Below are 17965 nucleotides of genomic sequence, written 5' to 3'. Positions count from 1 at the left end.
GCGCATCTCTTCAGTGATTGGCGTCGAGAACTGGTACATGGCTGACCCTCTCGTGCCCTCCTTTTAGCCTTCACCGGGCTCGTCATAGGGGAAGGCGCGCGCATTCCCTGCAATCCATGCAAGGTAGACCTTCTGGCCCGGTTGAATGGATGCGGAATATTGCATCGGCATGCGCCTGATGTCCACTTCCGTTCCATCACTGAGCTTGCAGCGCAGATGAATATGGTCCCCATTATGTCGTATATCCTGGATAACGGCCTCGAGCGGTGCCTGATCTTCCTCATCAAGTTGCGCGCCCGTCAGTGATAGGGCGATTTTCTCAGGCCCGACGCACAGAGTGCAAAGGTGATCCTGCTCCACCTCATCCGACGACTGGGCGGAAACCATCGTGCCACAAGGGAGGCGGATCTCCGCAACATCATCAATGTTTCGGACAACATAGCCCGTCATGAGATTGGCGTGGCCGAATATCCGGGCGACATGGGGGGAGGCCGGGCGGTCCATTAATGTCGGCGCATCCGCACATTGCTGAAGTGTCCCGCCACGCAGCACGGCGATACGCCCGGAGCCGAAAAATGCCTCGTCCCGCAGACGCGTTAAATGCAGGATTGTCAGGTTGAGGGCGCGTTGCAGCATCATTACCGACTTGGCGCACCGCGCACGCGCCTCATCACTTAGCCCTTCAAAAGGGCGATTCAGGATCAGAACGTCAGGCGCATAGGCGAGAAGCCTGCCGAACCGCGCCCGAAACTGCATTTCATCATCCGATGCGTCCGGGCGCAGATGCGTATGGGGGTCGAAGCCAAGCAACGCGCCTATCCTGCCGATGCGCTCCCTGATTGCGGCCGGTTTCTCACGGCGTGCGCGGAGGGGGAGAGCAATATTATCGTAAATGGAAAGGTGATTGAGAAGCCCATCCCGCCTGTCAAGCGCCCCGACAGCGCGTTGATCCGGAGGGAAATGCGTGCATTCGATTTCGGAAATGAGAATCCGCCCCGCGGGCACCGCAATCTGGCCCATGATGATGTCCGTCAGGCGGTCCATGATGGCCGCGTCGTCGCTCAAAACGGTCAGGTGCTCATATGGCTTGACTTCGAGCGAAAATGGGCCTGAACTCGCCGTTAAACAAATGTCGTGCAACGCGAGAGATGCAGCATCCTGCTGCTTCGGGTCATGCATGAAACCTCGGCATTCTGTCGCTCGTTTTGAAGGCTTGGCCGAATATCGGACCCGACCCATCCTTATCAGGAGAATTGCGATGAGAAAGCATAACGTCAAGCACCTCGCCAAGGAAACAACTCAATCCGCGCAGGAGCAGATTGACTCACTGAAATCGCAGCTGGAGCAGCTCCTGAACGGACGAATCAACCCCGCCCTGCTTGTCGCCGCAGAGAAAGCAGACCACGCCGTCGCCAACGCGCGCGAGATTGGTCACGCACAGGTTGAGAAGGTCGAATCGCGCGTCCGCGCCCGCCCGGTCCCTGCGATGGTGATTTCCGCCCTTGTCGGATTTGTTTTGGGCCGACTTTCCAGATAAATGGTTTTCCGTTACCTGATGACTCGCAGGGGTCACCATCTGCGTGACAGATGATGCGCCCACCTCATCGGGTGTAAAGCCCTTCATGAAGCGTCAGAAGAAGAGAGTGAGCGAAACATGAAACTCATCGACGTCGGGCAGGAAGCCGTCAAAGCGCAGGGCGATGTGATGCAGCGTGTCGCGGCGCGATGGGGGCGGCGCGCTGCGTGGTTCGTGCTGGCGGCGATCTTCGGTGTGTTTGCGCTGGTCTCCCTTCATGCTGTCCTGTGGGCCGGTGCGCTGGTCGTTCTGCATTTCAACCCTCTCACGGCGGCAGTCACGGTGCTGGGCATTGATGTCGTCATCATGTTCATTTTCTTCCTGCTCGGTACGAGGCATGTTGCGGACCCGCTGGAATTCGAGGCGCGCCTGCGCCGGGATCGCAAATTTGCGGAACTGCGCCAGACTCTTGCTCTTTCCACCTTTATTGGTTTGCTCATAGGCCCGGTAGGGCGGTTTTCGGGACGTCAGGCTTTCAAGGTTGCACGTAATATCTTTTTTCGCCGCTGATCATCTGTTTGTGCCGGGCGCGAAACCGTTCGGCCTGAAGCGATCATTGTCGCTTTCCAACGTCATAAATGTTATAAAGCCGCGCATTACCTGTTTCAGGATCATCCTGGAAAGAGAGATCGCCGCGCGACGCTTACGGCTGAATGAGCAATGCAGGCGGGAAGAGAGAGGTCGCGCGACGCGGTCCAGTCATGCTTGCTGAGTTCAATCTGTTCGGCGTTCTGATCGCGCCCATCGCCATTTACGCCCTTTTCGCCATCCCTCTGACTTTGATGCTTCGCTTCATAATCTGGCGCGTTGGTGCTATGTCGTGGTTCTGGCATTGGCCACTTTTCCAGATTGCGCTTTACATTTGCGTCCTGTGCCTGATGGTTGTCTATGTCTGAAACCCTTACCGGAAGACGCCTCTCGTTATCGCGTGACGTCGCAACGCGGAGAGAATTTTTATCATGAAAGCGCTGATCCGGGTGGCGTTGACCGCTTTCGTCCTCATCTGCGCCGCGATGCTCTTCTACACTCTGTGGCAGACTTACATGATCGCGCCCTGGACGCGGGATGGGCGGGTGCGCGTCTATGTGGTCAAGGCCGCGCCGGAAGTTTCCGGGACGGTTGTCAATGTGCCGGTCCGGGATAATGATTACGTCCATAAGGGTGACCCGCTTTTCGTCATTGATCCGATCCGCTTCCGCCTGGCATTGAAGCAGGCAGAGGCTGAACTCGCTGCGGCTCGGGAAGACCTCAAATTAAGGCAGAGCGATGCGAAGCGTCGGCGCGGCCTCAATGGGATCGTCTCACGGGAAGAGCAGGAAATTTACAATTCAAACGTTGAGACACAGATCGCGGCTGTCAATGCGGCTTCCGCGCGCGTGGATACGGCTCGCCTCAACCTTCAGCGTTCCATTATTTATGCATCGGTTGACGGTTACGTCACCAATCTTAATCTCCGCGTCGGTGATTACGCCGTCGCCGGCCAATCACGGATCGCCGTTATTGATGCCCATAGTTTCTGGATCAATGCTTATTTTGAAGAAACGAAAATGTGGGGCGTGCATGTCGGGGATGTCGCGCGCGTCAAACTGATGGGCTATCGTGACATCCTGCCCGCGCATGTTGTCTCCATCGCCCGGGGCATTAATGATCAGAACGGCCAGCCGGACGGCCTTGGCTTACAGGATGTCAACCCGATTTTCACCTGGGTGCGTCTAGCGCAGCGTATCCCCGTGCGTGTGCAACTCGACAATGTCCCGGATCATATCATCCTCGCCGCCGGTATGACCTGCACGGTGACAGTGGGTGAGCCGGGGAGGGGCCAACGCGGGCGTCTGACATCGTGGTTACAGAACCATTTATGACCATGCGCGCACGCCACCGGAAAGGGTTTGCCAGCCTCATTCTGGCGTCGGCTTTGGGACTAACTGCCTGCACGGTCGGCCCTGATTACAAGCCCGATAAAATGGAGCTGCCGGACCGGTTTACAGAAGCCCCCCATCAGGCGACGCCCGCCGATATCGCCGCGAATGAAGCCGCGTTGCGGAACTGGTGGGCCGCTTTCGGGGACCCGACATTGACGGATCTGGTGCAGCGGGCCATCACCGGCAATTACGACCTCAAAATCGCCGATCAACGCATCATTGCTGAGCGCGCCTTGCGGCAACGCGTTGCGTCCTCCTGGTACCCCCAGCTTGACATCAATGCGGGCGGGGGCACAAACCGCTACTCAATCGCGATCGGCAACTGGCCCCTCCGTCCGGGTAATCCGGCCAATCACCCACAGGCTTCCGTGCTGACCTACGGCGCGACGGCAAGTTGGGAAATTGACGTGTTCGGGCGCATCCGGCGGGAGGTGGAGGCGAGTGACCGCGCCATTGACGCCAGTATTGAGGCGCGCCGGGCCACCTTGATGGTGTTACTTTCCTCCGTCGCGCGGAATTACATCTTCCTGCGCGGCACGCAGCTCAAACTTTCCATTGTCATGGCCAATGTTGTCCGCGCGGAGGACGCGCTGCGCGTCACACAGCAACTCTACCATGAGGGCGTCAGCAACACGCTTCAAATCGCGCAGGCGCAGAGTGAGCGCGATCGGGAGCGGGCGGAGCTTGAACCCCTTCAGCTCAAATGTGAAAAACTGATCCACGCGATCAGCGTCCTGCTTGGGGAAATGCCCGGGGAATTGAGGGCGCGTCTCGATATCCCGATGGAGACGCTGCATCGCAGGCAAAGCTGGTACCTTCTGCCGCGCGTCCCGACCCTACCCGCGACACTTCCGTCAATCGTGGTGGCCAATCGGCCCGATATCCGCCAGGCGGAGCGGGAATATGCCGAGGCCACGGCTGAAATCGGTGTTGCTGTCGCCCAGTTATACCCGCAATTTTCGATCCCGCTGACGTTCAATCCCAGCGCTTCCGCCATGTATCAGGCCTTCCAGATCAATGCGATGAGCTGGAGCGCCTTGCTGATGGCGAGCCTGCCCGTGATGCATGGCGGGCGCTTGACCGCCCAGATCGCCGCGGCGCGGGCACGGGCGGAAGCCAGTCGTCAGGCTTACCGCAAATCTGTGCTGACGGGATTTCAGGAAGTCGAAGATGCGTTTTCCTCCTGGACGCATGATGCGCAATGGGTGACAAAACTTCACCGTGCCGCCCGGGAAAGCGCCATCGCGTCGGACCGCGCCCGCCGGCTTCACGCGGCGGGGCTGATCGATTTTCTGAATGTTCTGGCAACGCAGCAGGCCATGTTGGACGCGCAAAATCGTGAGGCGGATGCGCGTATTGCCAATGTCCTGGACGCTGTCGACCTCTATGTCGCCATCGGTGCCGGGTGGCAGGATAATGCCCTGCGCAATACGCAACTCCCCGTCAGTGTCACGAAGCAGAACGCTTTATCCCGCGCTTTCTCACGTTGAAAAAGGCTTGATTCAGGTCCGCGATATGCCGACATTAGTTTGTAATTCCAGTGTTCTGGATGGTGGGGAGGCGAATCCGCTTGAGTGACTTATACGCTGCATTAGGCGTGGCCCGAGGGGCATCGGATAAAGACGTCCGCAATGCGTACCGCAAGCTGGCGAAGCAATATCATCCCGACCATAATGCCGGTAAACCGGAGGCCGAGGAGCGTTTCAAGAAAGTCACCGCAGCCTATAACATCCTGGGCGACAAGGAAAAGCGCCAGCGTTATGACCGCGGTGAAATCGATGATGAGGGCAATGAGCGCGCGCCTTTCGGCTATGGCGGCGGCGGGTTTCGCGGTGGCGGGCCGCGTCAGGGTGCGCAAAGTTCCTCTTTTTCGGAAGAAGATCTCGGGGCTTTCTTCTCCGACATGTTTCAGGGCGGGGGCAGCCCTTTCGGTGGCGGATTCCATCAGGCTGGCCCGCACATGCGTCGGCCCAGACGCGGCGCTGACCGCACCTACACACTGCGCATCAGTTTTGAAGATGCTGTTTTGGGCACCTCGAAACGCATTTCCCTGCCCGAGGCCGGAACGGTCGATGTGCGCATTCCCGCCGGTATCGAAGATGGCAAAGCCCTACGCCTGAGCGGCAAAGGTGCGCCCGGGACCGGTGAAGGCGCACCATCCGGTGATGCGCTGGTGACGATCCAGGTGGCGCCGAGCACGATTTATACGCGCGAGGGCCGTAATCTGGCGGCATCCGTGCCTGTCGACCTGGCAACCGCCGTCCTTGGCGGTAAAATCCTCGTGCCCACGCCTCAGGGGCCTGTCACCATGAAGGTGCCGCCGCATTCAGACACAGGCGCGAAACTCCGCCTCAATGGTCGAGGCGTGGCAGCACACGGTACGCACAAGGCTGGTGATCTGCTCGTGACATTGCAGGTTAAAATTGGCCAGGTTGATCCGGCGCTGGAGGACTTCCTGCGTAGTCGCTCTGGCGCGGAAGGTGCGGCATGACATGAACGACGCCTCTGAGGCCGAGGCTGCGAGAACGGAACGACGGGATGAGGTCATCTCTCTCGTGGCGGCATGTGTCTTCACTGTGTTTCTGGCCATATTGACGATCCATGCCATGATCGTGTCCAATGTCGGGTCCGAGTTTTAAAGTTAACAACCGAGAGGCGGTCCCGATCATATGAAGGCAGAGTCCAGCAAGCCGCCCTCTCGGGAGCAATCTTTCTCCGTCGTTTTCGCCGTCGAATTATGGGAGCGGTTTGGTTATTACGGGATGCAGGCGATCCTCGCCGTCTATCTCGTGCAGAATCTCGGCATGACAGACCGCACGGCGCTCGCGATTATGGGCGCTTTTTTTGCGCTCACTTACATCACGCCCGTTTTTGGCGGCTTTCTGGGTGACCGCGTCATCGGTCCGCGCCGCGCGATGTTATGGGGGGCCGCGATCCTCGCCGCCGGCTATTTTGTTTTGGCGCTGGCCGATGCGCATCGGGCGTTGCTTTCGATGGCCATGGCGTCCATCTCCGCGGGTAACGGGCTTTTTAAACCGAATGCGGCCAATCTCGTGCGGCGCATCTATCAAGGCGATGACAAAAAGCTCGACGGCGTTTTCACGCTTTATTACATGGCCGTCAATGTCGGCTCGACCCTGTCCATGCTTTTCACGCCCTGGCTGCGGGACCGTTGGGGACAGGAGAGCGCTTTCCTCACCTGCTCAGCTGGGTTGGTGATCGGGATCATGTGGTATCTCTCCCGGCGACGCTGGCTGATATCTGCAGGCGCCGAACGCGACCAGCATCGATTGCCGCTTTTGACTTTAATGGGCCTTCTGGCGGGGTTTGTCGCGTTGATCGCGGCGCTAAGCATTGTCATCTTCAGCCCTGACCTCGCGCGGATCTGCGTCTGGGGGGCGTGTCTCGCTGTCGCCATTTATTGGGGCATCCTGTTTTACCGCACGGAGGCGGCGCAGCGCCCGGGCCTTAAGCTGACTTATCTCCTTGCGCTGCAGAGCATGGTCTTCCTTATATTTTATCAACAGCAGGTGACTTCCCTGACGCTTTTCGCGCTGAGAGCGGTGGATGGACGTTTTCAGATTGGTGGGGTGACATTATTCCGCTTCTCAGCAGGGCAGTTTCAGGCCTTGAACCCGATTTGGATCATGCTCGTCAGTCCCCTATTAGCACGATTCTATCACGCGGCGGCGCGGCGCAACCATCCGATCTCACTGGCGACTAAAATGTTGATCGGTTTCATCCTGGTGACAATGGGGTTTTTTGTGTGGTGGCAGGCCGCGTCGCTGTCGACAGGGCGGATTTCCGCCTGGATCATGGTGTTGGGCTACGGGCTTATTTCCGTCGCGGAGCTTCTGACAATGGCGCTCGGCCTGGCGGTCATCGCGCGTTATACCGCCGCGCGCTCAAGTGGGTTCATGATGGGATGCCTCTATCTGCTTTGGGGTGTCGCCATGTATCTCGGCAGTCTCGTCGCCATGCACGCGGCGATGCCGGGCCCGAACCTGCCGGATGTCGTGGCATCCCATATTTATGGGCTTCTTTTCCGTGATCTGTTTATTGCGGGATTAATGGCGACGCTTTGCATCGCCGCCTTACTGCCTCTGGCCAGGAGATGGGACAAAGCTCATCTTTCCACCACCGGCGCGCCGCTGGATGAGGCCGTGCAGGAGGTCGCTGGCATTCCCCTTTAAGCCACACGTCGGCAAACTCGTGTTTCAGACTGACGTTTAGACAGCAGGACGCTGCCGCCCCGTAATCGTTTCCCTGATCGCTTTTCATTGACGGTCGAGAGACTTGACCTGACACGTTTCAACGGTCAGAAGGCAACCGGACTGGGCGACCCGGATGATGGATGCAGGTCGGGCGACGACAACCGAGATGGGCGACAGATGCGGTTTATTGAAACATTCGACCCGACATCTTTCGGGGATACAACGGTAAGCTTCCTCAGCGCGTTTTTATTCGGGACGCTGATCGGCGCGGAACGGCAATACCGGCAACGCAGTGCCGGGGTGCGGACCAATGCGCTCGTGGCCCTCGGCGGTGCAGCCTTCGTTGACCTGGCCCAACGTATTGGTGGGGAGGTCGAATCCCTCCGTGTCATCGCTTATGTTGTTTCGGGCATTGGCTTTCTGGGTGCGGGGTCCATTATCAAGGAAGGTGCCAATGTGCGCGGCCTCAATACGGCGGCCACTTTATGGTGCTCCGCAGCGGTGGGGGCCTGTGTCGGCAGTGACATGCTGGCGGAAGGGTTTCTGCTGACGTTTTTCGTGATCGCCGGTAACACGATTTTGCGTTCCGTCGTCCGATTTGTGGACCGCCTGCCGATCCGTTCCCGCACAATTGAAGCCGTCTACGGGATCACAGCGCGCACATTGGATGAACAAGTGTCCTCCGTTGTGCAGAAGCTCCAAACCCGCCTGGAGGCCGATGATTACGTTGTCGGCAAATTGACCGTCCGAGAAGATGGCGCGGACCACTCCGAAATCGACTTCAACCTGCTGACCTCGTCAAATGATATTGATGTGCTGAAGAAAATCGTTTCCGAAATGGCGGATGACCCGGAAATTTCTGAAATCAGCTGGACGGTCAATGCGGAGTGAGTCTGTTGGTGAACATGTTGTCCGGGGCGCAGGGTGCGGCAGCCCCCTCCCTCGCGCCCAAAAAAACCGCAAAGAGGGACTGGACTTGCTCCCCGCTCTCATTTAAATCGAAGCCAGCTGTGTGGCGGATGTAGCTCAGCTGGTAGAGCGCCGGTTTGTGGTACCGGTGGTCGCGGGTTCGAGCCCCGTCATTCGCCCCAGCCTTTCCCTGGTATATAAAATGCGCTTCGTAGCGCGGTTGTGACGCGCCACCCCCTATCGCGACATCATCTCAACTCAGACGCGTCCATAGCCGAAACTGTTTTTCGGCACGGGTGCGAGGCGGCAACAGCCCCATCCAGCCTGGCTCATATCCGGACTGCCATCGTCAAGTGCTGGCACCAGGTCGTTAGTGGGTAACAGCACATAAGTGGGGAAGCTCATTCCCGGCGCATCAATCATGAGATTGCGCCAGATCCGCCCTTTCACAAAAATGTCTTTGAGTGTCCATGTGCCGTCAAGATAAGCGGAACTGTCGACAGCATTGGCTTCTGTCCATCGCGTCTGACTGGAGAGGCGCAATTTGCCGCTCTTTTCCCCGGGTCTGCCGTAAAGCACCAGTTCAATCGCGACCTGACCCTGCGGGGTTGAAAGCGGTTGATAACCCTGCCAGTCGCCAATAATCGGCCCGCGCATGACGGCGCAGCCCATGAGAGACGATAGAGAGAGAAGAGCTGCCCAGCGTAAACATGTCGTCTTCATCCGCACGCCTCCGTTTAAAAGAGGCGTCCGAGAAACCCGAACGCCTCAACGCCGTCGATTCTTGCCGGAGAATAGGAAGCGCAAACCCTCTTCCAATTCAATCGGCGTGACACGCAATATTTTTGACATGTCTGAAATGGAAAAGCATCTATTTTCGGTCAATCGGTCAATTTCCGCCTTTGTCACGTGCGGCACGCCAGGGATGAGGCCAAGGATCGGGATCAACGCTTTAAGGAGAAAAACCGGCACCGATATGATCGGACGCCGCCGCAGACCCGCCGCCTTGACCACCATACGCAGATAATCGCGATAAGCCACATCGCGCGGCCCAGCAATAACGATAAAGGGGGGCAGATCATCATGTCCGGACCCGGCCATCAGCTCAATCGTCGCAATCAGGGCCAGGGTGACGTCACCCTGAAAAATCGGCTGGATGCGCATTCGCCCGAATTTCGGGAGGGGAATGACAGGCAGTCTTTGCAGGATGCCGACTAGACGACGCGTTGTCACATCCGCCCGGGCGCCATAAATCATGCTGGGGAGAAGCATGATATTCGGCACGCGGCTTTCCGATAAAAGGTGGATCGCCTTGCGGATGTCATGTGCGAATTTATCCGGGAAGCGTGTGAATAACCTTGTGCTGCCCATGGCGACGAGGCGCGAGTCCTCTGGCATGGCGGCCAATACTGCGGAAGTGTAGCTCGCATTCGCGGTATTGACGATGATTTCCGCATCATGCAACGCGGCTTCCAGCGACGCCGCATCACCGTTGAGATCGGCGAACCGGGCGGGTTGCACCCCTTCCGGCAGATTGCCCTCGCGCCGTATCACCGGGATGACAACGTAACCGCGTGCAATGAGGGCCTCGCACAGTGCGTAACCCGATCTTCCAAGCGCCCCGATGACGTGGATACGAAGCGCGCTCACGGTGTCGTCGTCACCGTCCAGTCGGACGGACGCAGAATTTGATCGAATTTGACGCTTCGGTCGAGTGTCGGATCCAGTTCAAGGGGCTTTACCGGCGAGAAAATTAACCGGAGGGTGCGACCGTCATGATGATTCAGGAAATCCGACAATTTAGCCCATCCGGGCGTTTCCCGAATGGGTCGGGACGTGTATTGCGAGAGCAATCCGCGCAGGAAAGCAGGTGAGAAGGTCGATTTCTCCAACCTCGTGCCCAGACCATATTTTATCAGGCCGAGATCCCGATAGGCCATGTAGGCGTCCATAAGCCAGTAGCTCGGTATTTTCGAGGTGGTGGGCGGACGCATTGATATCGTTCCGCCCAGATTAAGCGATGCGAAGTAAGGGGCGGTCAGATTGAAATGCGCATTCAGAACCTGCGTGCGCCTGTTGCACGTTGCCTGATAGGACATTGAGAGGGAAGTCAGGTAGATGGGCAGGATAAACCCGTTAAGCCCTACATCTGTCTTGATCTGCATGGGCGGCGCGACGGTTCTGAGAATATCGCCGTCAAGAGTTGTCTCGAAATGAAACGGGTCGATATGCCCGCGAAGATTGCCCTGGGAAAAAACCAGTTTTCCGAATGACGATCTGCCTGTCAGAGTCGGGCAAAGGGCGGTGAGGTCTGACGTTGGCAAACCAAGCATTTTTCGTATTTCATCAGGCGCATCGAAGGCGACGTTCCGCAGATAGGCGATCTCGACTTCAGCGACCTCACGGCTCGGTGTCCCATCCGGCGGGGGACGCCCCCTGAGGGAGGTGATCCGGATGTTTCTTGCCTCCGTGATCGTGCTGACGGCGTGGTTAATGCCGCGAAGATCGAGCCATGCCGCCTTGAATGACATGGAATGGCGTGCTGCCGTTGCGGCGGCGACTCCGTCCGGTCCGTCGCCTTGGTCCGTGACGGCCCGCCCATGCAGATGGTCCGTCGTGAGCTGGCCAAGACGTGTCGCGATAAGCGTTTTGACATCAACAGGGTGATGATCATCCGCGTCTATCGGGGGAAGGGTGACATCGCGCAGGCGTAGTCCGTCCGCTTCAGCGCGGATCTGCAGCCAGGAGGCGCCCATACGTTGCCGCAATTCAAAATGCGGTCGGATCGCCGTCATGAGCTTAAAATGAAGCCCCGTCCGGGGGGCGCCGGACGGGGCATTGATGAGGAGACGATCGGCGGTGAAAGTGACATGCGCGTCAGAAATCTTAACCTGCGTGAAAGCAGCACCGCGGAATAATATGCGTGGATAAGCTTTTTTATAGGTAAAGGTCACGCCGGGCGGCAGATGCGCGTAAAAATTGGATATTCCGCGTTTCAACTCAGCATTGGCCTCATGACGCACGCCGGCATAACCAAGTATGACAAGTGTCCCACACAGACTTGTCAGCAAGACGGGTCGCTTCACCGGAAGATGTCCTTAAGGCCTATCAAAACTGGGATCATGCTAGCGGTGAAGAGGCGTATCGACAACCTGCTTACCGCGTTTTAATGAGGTAATATGTTACCACAGGCGATTTCGGCTTGATTTACCGCCGGTTTTGGCGCCTGCCGCACAATAAAATCGCTTGACATGCGGCGTTGATACGTCGATAAGCGCGCACCGATACCAACACATGCTGCTGGATTAACTGATACATGAAGACGACCCCTTCGCTAAAGCCTGCCGAGGTGAAGAAAGGCTGGGTCCTGATCGATGCTGAAGGGCTCGTTCTTGGCCGCCTCGCCACCATTATTGCAAACCGCCTGCGCGGCAAGCATAAACCTCAATTCACCCCTCACGTGGATTGCGGCGACCATGTCGTCGTCATCAATGCCGAGAAAATCGTCCTGACGGGCAATAAGGTCGGGCAGAAGCTCTTCCATTACCACACAGGGCACCCTGGCGGCATTAAAGAGCGTACGATCACGCAGCGCCTTAACGGCCCCAACCCGGGGAGTGTTGTCGAGAAAGCCGTTGAGCGGATGATCACGCGCGGGCCATTGCAGCGCGCGCAGATGAAAAATCTGCACGTCTATGCCGGCGCGGCGCACCCGCATGATGGACAGCAACCCGTCAAATTGGATGTTGCGTCCCTCAACCGCAAGAACACCATTAACGTGATCAAGGTCTAAGAGATGTCTGAAACTCAAGAGCTTACGGGATCTCTGCAGGATCTGGCTGGTCTTGCACCGGCCGCACAGGCAGCCCCGGTTTATGAAGTCAAGCGTGATGCGCAGGGTCGTTCCTACGCGACGGGACGTCGTAAAGACGCTGTTGCGCGCGTATGGATCAAGCCTGGCAGCGGCGAGATCATTGTGAATGGTCGCCCGGTGACAACTTATTTTGCGCGTCCTGTCCTGCGTATGCTGATTACTCAGCCCTTCCTGCTGACGGATCGCTATAATCAGTTTGACGTCTATTGCACCGTGACAGGTGGTGGGCTTTCAGGCCAGGCGGGTGCTGTGCGTCACGGTATCTCCCGTGCGCTGACATATTATGACCCGGCCCTGCGTAGCATCCTGAAGGTTGCGGGCTTCTTGACCCGTGACAGCCGTGTGGTTGAGCGTAAAAAATATGGCCGTGCGAAGGCCCGTCGTTCCTTCCAGTTCTCGAAGCGCTGATCGCGCCTCGGTTCCGTCTGGATCTATGTTTCGGAAAACCTGTCCTTTATGGACAGGTTTTTTGTTTTGGGTCATGATGCGTTAATCAATCTCGGGCGCAGCACATCCTTTAACCACCCTCTGCGTGGCCTGAGCGGACACCGCGTCCACGATGTGCAGCGCCGTTAAAGGGACAGTCATATGAATCATTCTCCCGCGACCAAAGATGCGCAAGACACGTCAGCAACACACGCCTTCACGGTGGAACATGCGACCAACCCGCTCGATGACGCGACGCGGGAGGCTGCTCTCGAAAACCCGAAATTTGGCAGTCATTTCACCGATCACATGGCGATTGTGTCTTACACGGCGGCGCGTGGCTGGCATGACGCCAAAATTTGCCCGCGCCGCCCGCTGATGCTGGACCCGGCAGCTTCCGTCTTCCATTATGGACAGGAAATTTTTGAGGGCATGAAGGCCTATCGCACGCAGCACGGCGATATTGTCACGTTTCGCCCCCGGGAAAATGCGCGGCGCTTCCGGGATTCCGCCCGGCGTATGGCGATGCCGGAACTCCCGGAAACGCTGTTTATGCAGAGCCTGGAGTCGCTCATGGCGTGTGACCATGCGTGGGTACCGCAGGGCAGGGGGCAAAGCCTTTATATAAGGCCGTTCATGATCGCGACGGAGGCGCTTCTGGGCGTGCGCCCGGCACGGGAATATCAGTTTATCGTGATCGCCACCCCCGCCGGTAATTACTTCGACAAAGCCTGCGTCGATATCTGGGTGACGGAACATTTTGCGCGCGCCGCGATGGGCGGCACGGGCGCTGCCAAATGCGGCGGGAATTACGCCGCCGGGCTGATGGCGCAGCGTGAAGCCGCGGAGCAGGGTTGTGATCAGGTCCTGTTTCTCGATGCGGCCACACGTCAATATGTCGAGGAATTAGGGGGGATGAATGTCGTGTTCGTGCGCGATGACAATACACTTGTCACGCCACGCCTGACGGGCACGATCCTGCCCGGCATCACCCGCGATGCCATCACCACCATCGCCTCATACCTCAATCTCGCGGTGGAAGAGACGCAGATTGCAATTGATGATATCTTTGAAGGTGCGCAGTCCGGGCGTTACCGGGAGGCATTTGCCTGCGGCACCGCGGCGGTGGTCAGCCCGATCGGGCGGTTGAAACGTCGGGACCATATTGTCAGCTTCGGAGATGGGGAAAGTCCCGGGCCCGTCACGTCGTCCATTCTTGAAAATTTGACGGATATCCAATATGGGCGCAAGCCAGACCCTTATGGTTGGGTTGAGACACTTTTCCGCGCTTAGAGGAGCTTATGGCGTCAGAATTGCCGATGCCGCGCCCATTCCCGCATGATCCGCCCACGTCAGAGCACGATATGACATTGTCGCAAACATCGACGCGGGAGGCGCTTGGCCGTCAGATCAAGCGCGCCCATCGTGGCGCTTCCGCACCGCTGATTATGGGCATCCTCAACACGACGCCGGACTCATTTTCGGATGGCGGTGTTTACACGCAGGAAGCATCGGCCGCCCGGCGCGCTTTGTCCATCGCGCAGGAGGGGGCGGCTATTATCGATGTCGGAGGCGAGTCGACCCGTCCGGACTCCAATCCGGTCCCGCTGGAAACAGAGCGCGCCCGTATCGCCGCCGGTCTTGAGGCATCCGTCAGGACAGGTTGCGCCGTATCCTGCGACACCTACAAGCCCGACATTGCGCGTTACGCCGTGCAGGCAGGGGCCGTGATGATCAATGATGTAGGCGGGATGACCATCGACCCGGCAATGAGGTGCGTTGCCGCTGAGTCCGGCGCCTTGATCGTCATCATGCATGGGCTACGTGAGACGCTGGCGGGCGACGTTACTGACGGTCTTTCTGTTTTTTTCGAGAAAGCCATTCATGACGCCCTTGCGGCCGGTGTCGCGCCGGAAAGTATCATTCTTGACCCGGGCATCGGTTTCAACAAGTCGGACGCACAGAATATTGCATGTTTCAACGCCCTGCCGGCCCTACGACATCGCTTCGATATGCCGCTCCTCGTTGGTATTTCCCGTAAGTCCCTTCTGGGCCGCCTGACGGGGCGCGATGTGCAGGGCCGCCTCCCGGCCTCTCTGGCGGCGGCGACCATCGCGGCGCGTCAAGGTGCGGCGATCATCCGGGTGCATGACGTGGCGCCGCATGTTGACGCAATGCGTGTCACCCACGCTCTAAGCGCGGTTACGTCAGGGCGTCACGAATGACGGTCGCCACGATCCGTCTTGAAGGCCTCACTTTTCAAGCGCGCCACGGCGTGTTCAAGGAGGAGCAGCGCGACGGTCAAAAATTCGTCGTCGATGTGACACTGAGCGTCATGGTCGATGACGCGATACGCGACGATGATCATGAAAAAACCGTCTGTTATGCCGCGGTCACGGATTGCATTGCCGACATCATGATGACGCGGCCCTACCGTCTGATCGAGACAGTGGCGGATCGCATGGCGCGCGCCTTATTATCGCGTTTTGAGAAAATCAGTGCGGTAACGTTGCGTGTGTCGAAACCCGACGCCCCCATCGCCGCCACTTTTGAAAATGTCTCTGTGACGGTGACACATGATCGTATGCGACCCGTCGGGTTTTCTCTTGGGAGTAATCAAGGCGCACGGGCTGAAATCCTGCATGACGCGATCACGCGGCTCGGGCTGGAGGACGGGGTGCAGGTCACCGCGATTTCCCCTTTATATGAGACGCAACCCTGGGGAAAAATGGATCAGCCCGCCTTCCTCAATCTCTGTGTGATTGGGCGCACGCGACTGACGCCGCATGCATTGCTGCGCCTCTGTAAAGAAACAGAGCGCCAATTAGGCCGTATGCCGGGGGAGCGCTGGGGGCCGAGGCTGATCGATATTGACCTTCTCTTTGTCGGGGATTTTCATGTGCAGGATCATTTACTGACTTTGCCACACGCGCATTTGTCGAAGCGGGCCTTTGTCCTTATCCCTTTGGCGGATATTGCCGCCGATGTGAAGATTTCTGGCAAAACCGTGCGTCAATTGCTAAATGAACTGCCTCGAGAAGCTGGCGATGTCCGCCCCTATCGTCAATTTGAGGATGACGCATGACGAAAACCCTTGCCGCGCGCACGTCCGCGCCCGCACTGCGCACCATTGAGGTGCCGGAAGATGCGACGAAAATCATCGAGCGGGCTGTGCGCGACATTCTGGGCGCTATCGGTGAATCGCCGGATCGGGAAGGTCTGTTGGAAACACCCGCCCGTGTCGCGCGCATGTATCAGGAAGTGTTCAGCGGCCTGCTGGAAGACCCTTGCGACCATTTGCAAAAGGTGTTCAAGGCGGATCAGCATGATGAAATGGTGGTGGTGCGCGATATTGGTTTCCACTCCATGTGCGAGCATCACCTCCTGCCGTTTTTTGGTAAGGCGCACATCGCTTATCTGCCGTCGGAGGGTTGCCTGACGGGCCTCAGCAAGCTGGCGCGCGCCGTCGGTGTCCTGTCTCGACGACCTCAATTGCAGGAGCGTCTGACGGCGCAGATTGCCAAAGCAATTGAGGATGCCCTGAAGCCTCAGGCGATCCTCGTTGTGGTGGAGGCGGAGCATATGTGTATGGCGATGCGCGGCGTCAAAAGCGCTGGCAGCCGGACGCTGACCTCCGTCGCACGCGGCTTGTGGCGACATGATGCAACGGCGCGGGCGGAGGTGGCGGCGCTTCTACGCCCCTGAAGCCGGCCGTCAAATCCGGGCGCTGGCCCCCACAAAGGCTTGCCGGGGTGCTGCTGATGTCAATGATGCGACATATCGATCAGACAATCCTCATTGCTTCCGGTGCCTGAGCTGACTATTGTGCACACGTTATGTATCCGACTTCATCCGTGAAAAACCCGCCGCCTGAGTCGGCTCTGGCCCCTATCGCGCTGGGTGACGTGCGCATTGAAGTGCCCGTTATTCTGGCGCCCATGTCGGGCGTGACGGATTTGCCCTTCCGCCAGCTTGCGCGGGAGTTGGGTGCGGGCCTCGTCGTCTCGGAGATGATCGCTTCCTGGGCAATGATCCGGGAAAATGAAAATACCCTGCGCATGGCGCGCATGGCGGATAACGGTCCTAACGCGGTGCAACTTGCGGGTTGTGAGGCGGAGGCCATGGCCGAGGCGGCGAAATTATCGGTCGATCAGGGCGCGGACATCATCGACATTAATTTCGGATGTCCCGTCAAAAAAGTGGCGGTCGGGCAGTCGGCCGGTTCCGCCTTGATGCGAGATGAGGTCAGGGCCGCGCGCTTGTTGGAGGCAACGGTCAAGGCCGTCAATGTGCCGGTTACCCTCAAAATGCGCATGGGGTGGGACCATACTACCCTCAACGCCCCGCGCCTGGCGCGCATCGCGCAGGAAGCCGGGATCAGGATGGTTACCGTCCACGGCCGGACGCGGCAGATGTTTTATAATGGCCGGGCGGACTGGTCATTCGTCCGCCAGGTCAAGGATGCCGTCAATATCCCCGTGATCGTCAATGGTGACATTATTTCGGTGGCCGATGCCCGGCAGGCCCTGGCGCTGTCCGGCGCGGATGGAGTCATGGTCGGGCGGGGCTGTTATGGCCGTCCGTGGCTCCCCGCGCAGATCGGCGCGGCCCTGACAACCGGCCAGATCATGCCGGACCCTTCACTTGAGGAAGAAAAAGCGATCATCCTGCGGCATTACGCCAAGATGCTTGCCCATTTCGGGGAGCAGCCGGGCCTCCGCCTCGCACGGAAGCATATCTCGTGGTATTCCGCCGGTCTGCCTTCGTCAGCGCAATTCCGTGCCACGATTAACCGAATCGACTCGGAAAAAGAGGCTTTGCGACTGATTAACGCATTTTACGATAATGCAATCATGTCCGGCGCGTGTCGTCGACGTGATGAGGACACCGATTCACCCGGGCCCGCCGACCCGGACATGGCGGCGCAAATGAAGCCGCTTATGTCACGGGACGCATTTTCGGCTGACCTCAGTCTATGAAACAGGGCTCGATCCATGGCGCTCATCCCCTCGCAAAATCCATCTGCGCCATTTCCTGACATGGG

At 58.3% G+C, this 17965-nt stretch carries 20 protein-coding genes and 1 tRNA gene; 17 read left to right on the top strand and 4 right to left on the bottom strand.

Annotated elements, in window-relative coordinates; translation table 11 throughout:
* Positions 1–63: 63 nt before the first annotated feature.
* Positions 64–1179 carry a TOBE domain-containing protein gene (locus CGLAMM_RS04000; RefSeq protein WP_394818770.1) on the bottom strand — a complete coding sequence of 372 codons (1116 nt, stop codon included), beginning with the start codon at positions 1177–1179 and terminating at the stop codon, positions 64–66.
* A 79-nt stretch (positions 1180–1258) separates the two neighbouring features.
* Between CGLAMM_RS04000 and CGLAMM_RS03995 the strand changes: the two genes are divergently transcribed.
* The 10 genes from CGLAMM_RS03995 (at position 1259) to CGLAMM_RS03950 (ending at position 8803) form a co-directional block, all read left to right on the top strand.
* A complete protein-coding gene (locus CGLAMM_RS03995) occupies positions 1259–1537 on the top strand; it encodes a hypothetical protein (RefSeq protein ID WP_319806840.1) in 279 nt (92 codons plus the stop codon).
* A gap of 117 nt (positions 1538–1654) precedes the next feature.
* A complete protein-coding gene (locus tag CGLAMM_RS03990) occupies positions 1655–2086 on the top strand; it encodes a hypothetical protein (RefSeq protein WP_319806841.1) in 432 nt (143 codons plus the stop codon).
* A 191-nt stretch (positions 2087–2277) separates the two neighbouring features.
* Positions 2278–2472, top strand: a complete 195-nt coding sequence (locus CGLAMM_RS03985; protein WP_394819078.1) for a DUF1656 domain-containing protein — start codon at positions 2278–2280, stop codon at positions 2470–2472.
* A gap of 63 nt (positions 2473–2535) precedes the next feature.
* Entirely contained in the window at positions 2536–3438 is a 903-nt protein-coding gene (locus CGLAMM_RS03980; RefSeq protein WP_394818769.1) for an HlyD family secretion protein, read from the top strand.
* A gap of 2 nt (positions 3439–3440) precedes the next feature.
* Positions 3441–4988: an efflux transporter outer membrane subunit gene (locus CGLAMM_RS03975; RefSeq protein WP_394818768.1), complete on the top strand. Its 1548-nt coding sequence runs from the start codon at positions 3441–3443 to the stop codon at positions 4986–4988.
* Positions 4989–5068: 80 nt separating this feature from the next.
* Positions 5069–5989, top strand: a complete 921-nt coding sequence (locus tag CGLAMM_RS03970) for a DnaJ C-terminal domain-containing protein (protein ID WP_394818767.1) — start codon at positions 5069–5071, stop codon at positions 5987–5989.
* Between the two features lies 1 nt (position 5990).
* The gene (locus CGLAMM_RS03965; protein ID WP_394818766.1) at positions 5991–6137 is read left to right on the top strand and encodes a hypothetical protein; all 147 of its coding nucleotides are present in this window, start codon (positions 5991–5993) and stop codon (positions 6135–6137) included.
* A 30-nt stretch (positions 6138–6167) separates the two neighbouring features.
* Complete coding sequence (locus tag CGLAMM_RS03960) at positions 6168–7691, top strand: peptide MFS transporter (RefSeq protein ID WP_394818765.1); 1524 nt, start codon at positions 6168–6170, stop codon at positions 7689–7691.
* Positions 7692–7778: 87 nt separating this feature from the next.
* Positions 7779–8603, top strand: a complete 825-nt coding sequence (locus CGLAMM_RS03955) for an MgtC/SapB family protein (RefSeq protein ID WP_394818764.1) — start codon at positions 7779–7781, stop codon at positions 8601–8603.
* 124 nt (positions 8604–8727) lie between these two features.
* Positions 8728–8803 (top strand) — tRNA-His (locus tag CGLAMM_RS03950).
* Positions 8804–8879: 76 nt separating this feature from the next.
* Here CGLAMM_RS03950 and CGLAMM_RS03945 read toward each other — a convergent pair.
* The 3 genes from CGLAMM_RS03945 to CGLAMM_RS03935 are packed head-to-tail and all read right to left on the bottom strand — an operon-like array spanning position 8880 to position 11707.
* Positions 8880–9344, bottom strand: coding sequence for a hypothetical protein (locus CGLAMM_RS03945; protein WP_394818763.1), 465 nt, complete (start codon positions 9342–9344; stop codon positions 8880–8882).
* A 45-nt stretch (positions 9345–9389) separates the two neighbouring features.
* Positions 9390–10271: an NAD(P)H-binding protein gene (locus tag CGLAMM_RS03940; protein WP_394818762.1), complete on the bottom strand. Its 882-nt coding sequence runs from the start codon at positions 10269–10271 to the stop codon at positions 9390–9392.
* A complete protein-coding gene (locus CGLAMM_RS03935; RefSeq protein WP_394818761.1) occupies positions 10268–11707 on the bottom strand; it encodes a hypothetical protein in 1440 nt (479 codons plus the stop codon). Before CGLAMM_RS03935 ends, CGLAMM_RS03940 begins: the two co-directional genes overlap by 4 nt.
* Positions 11708–11937: 230 nt before the next feature.
* Between CGLAMM_RS03935 and rplM the strand changes: the two genes are divergently transcribed.
* The 7 genes from rplM (at position 11938) to dusB (ending at position 17900) form a co-directional block, all read left to right on the top strand.
* Positions 11938–12414, top strand: coding sequence for a 50S ribosomal protein L13 (rplM, locus tag CGLAMM_RS03930; protein WP_394818760.1), 477 nt, complete (start codon positions 11938–11940; stop codon positions 12412–12414).
* A 3-nt stretch (positions 12415–12417) separates the two neighbouring features.
* Positions 12418–12903: a 30S ribosomal protein S9 gene (gene rpsI / locus CGLAMM_RS03925; RefSeq protein ID WP_319806851.1), complete on the top strand. Its 486-nt coding sequence runs from the start codon at positions 12418–12420 to the stop codon at positions 12901–12903.
* 180 nt (positions 12904–13083) lie between these two features.
* Positions 13084–14214 (top strand): branched-chain amino acid aminotransferase, encoded by a 1131-nt coding sequence (locus tag CGLAMM_RS03920; RefSeq protein WP_394818759.1) that lies wholly within the window; start codon positions 13084–13086, stop codon positions 14212–14214.
* A 26-nt stretch (positions 14215–14240) separates the two neighbouring features.
* Entirely contained in the window at positions 14241–15146 is a 906-nt protein-coding gene (gene folP, locus CGLAMM_RS03915; protein WP_418115404.1) for a dihydropteroate synthase, read from the top strand.
* Positions 15143–16006, top strand: a complete 864-nt coding sequence (gene folK, locus CGLAMM_RS03910; protein ID WP_394818757.1) for a 2-amino-4-hydroxy-6-hydroxymethyldihydropteridine diphosphokinase — start codon at positions 15143–15145, stop codon at positions 16004–16006. The genes folP and folK overlap by 4 nt, the downstream gene beginning before the upstream one ends.
* Positions 16003–16626 carry a GTP cyclohydrolase I FolE gene (gene folE, locus CGLAMM_RS03905; protein ID WP_394818756.1) on the top strand — a complete coding sequence of 208 codons (624 nt, stop codon included), beginning with the start codon at positions 16003–16005 and terminating at the stop codon, positions 16624–16626. Before folK ends, folE begins: the two co-directional genes overlap by 4 nt.
* A gap of 131 nt (positions 16627–16757) precedes the next feature.
* Positions 16758–17900 (top strand): tRNA dihydrouridine synthase DusB, encoded by a 1143-nt coding sequence (dusB, locus tag CGLAMM_RS03900; protein WP_394818755.1) that lies wholly within the window; start codon positions 16758–16760, stop codon positions 17898–17900.
* The last annotated feature ends 65 nt before the right edge of the window (positions 17901–17965 follow it).

The organism is Sorlinia euscelidii, assembly GCF_036452135.1.
Classification (GTDB): Bacteria; Pseudomonadota; Alphaproteobacteria; order Acetobacterales; family Acetobacteraceae; genus Sorlinia; species Sorlinia euscelidii.
Note: the sequence above shows the minus strand (reverse complement) of the source record. Positions and strands in the feature narration are given on the sequence as shown.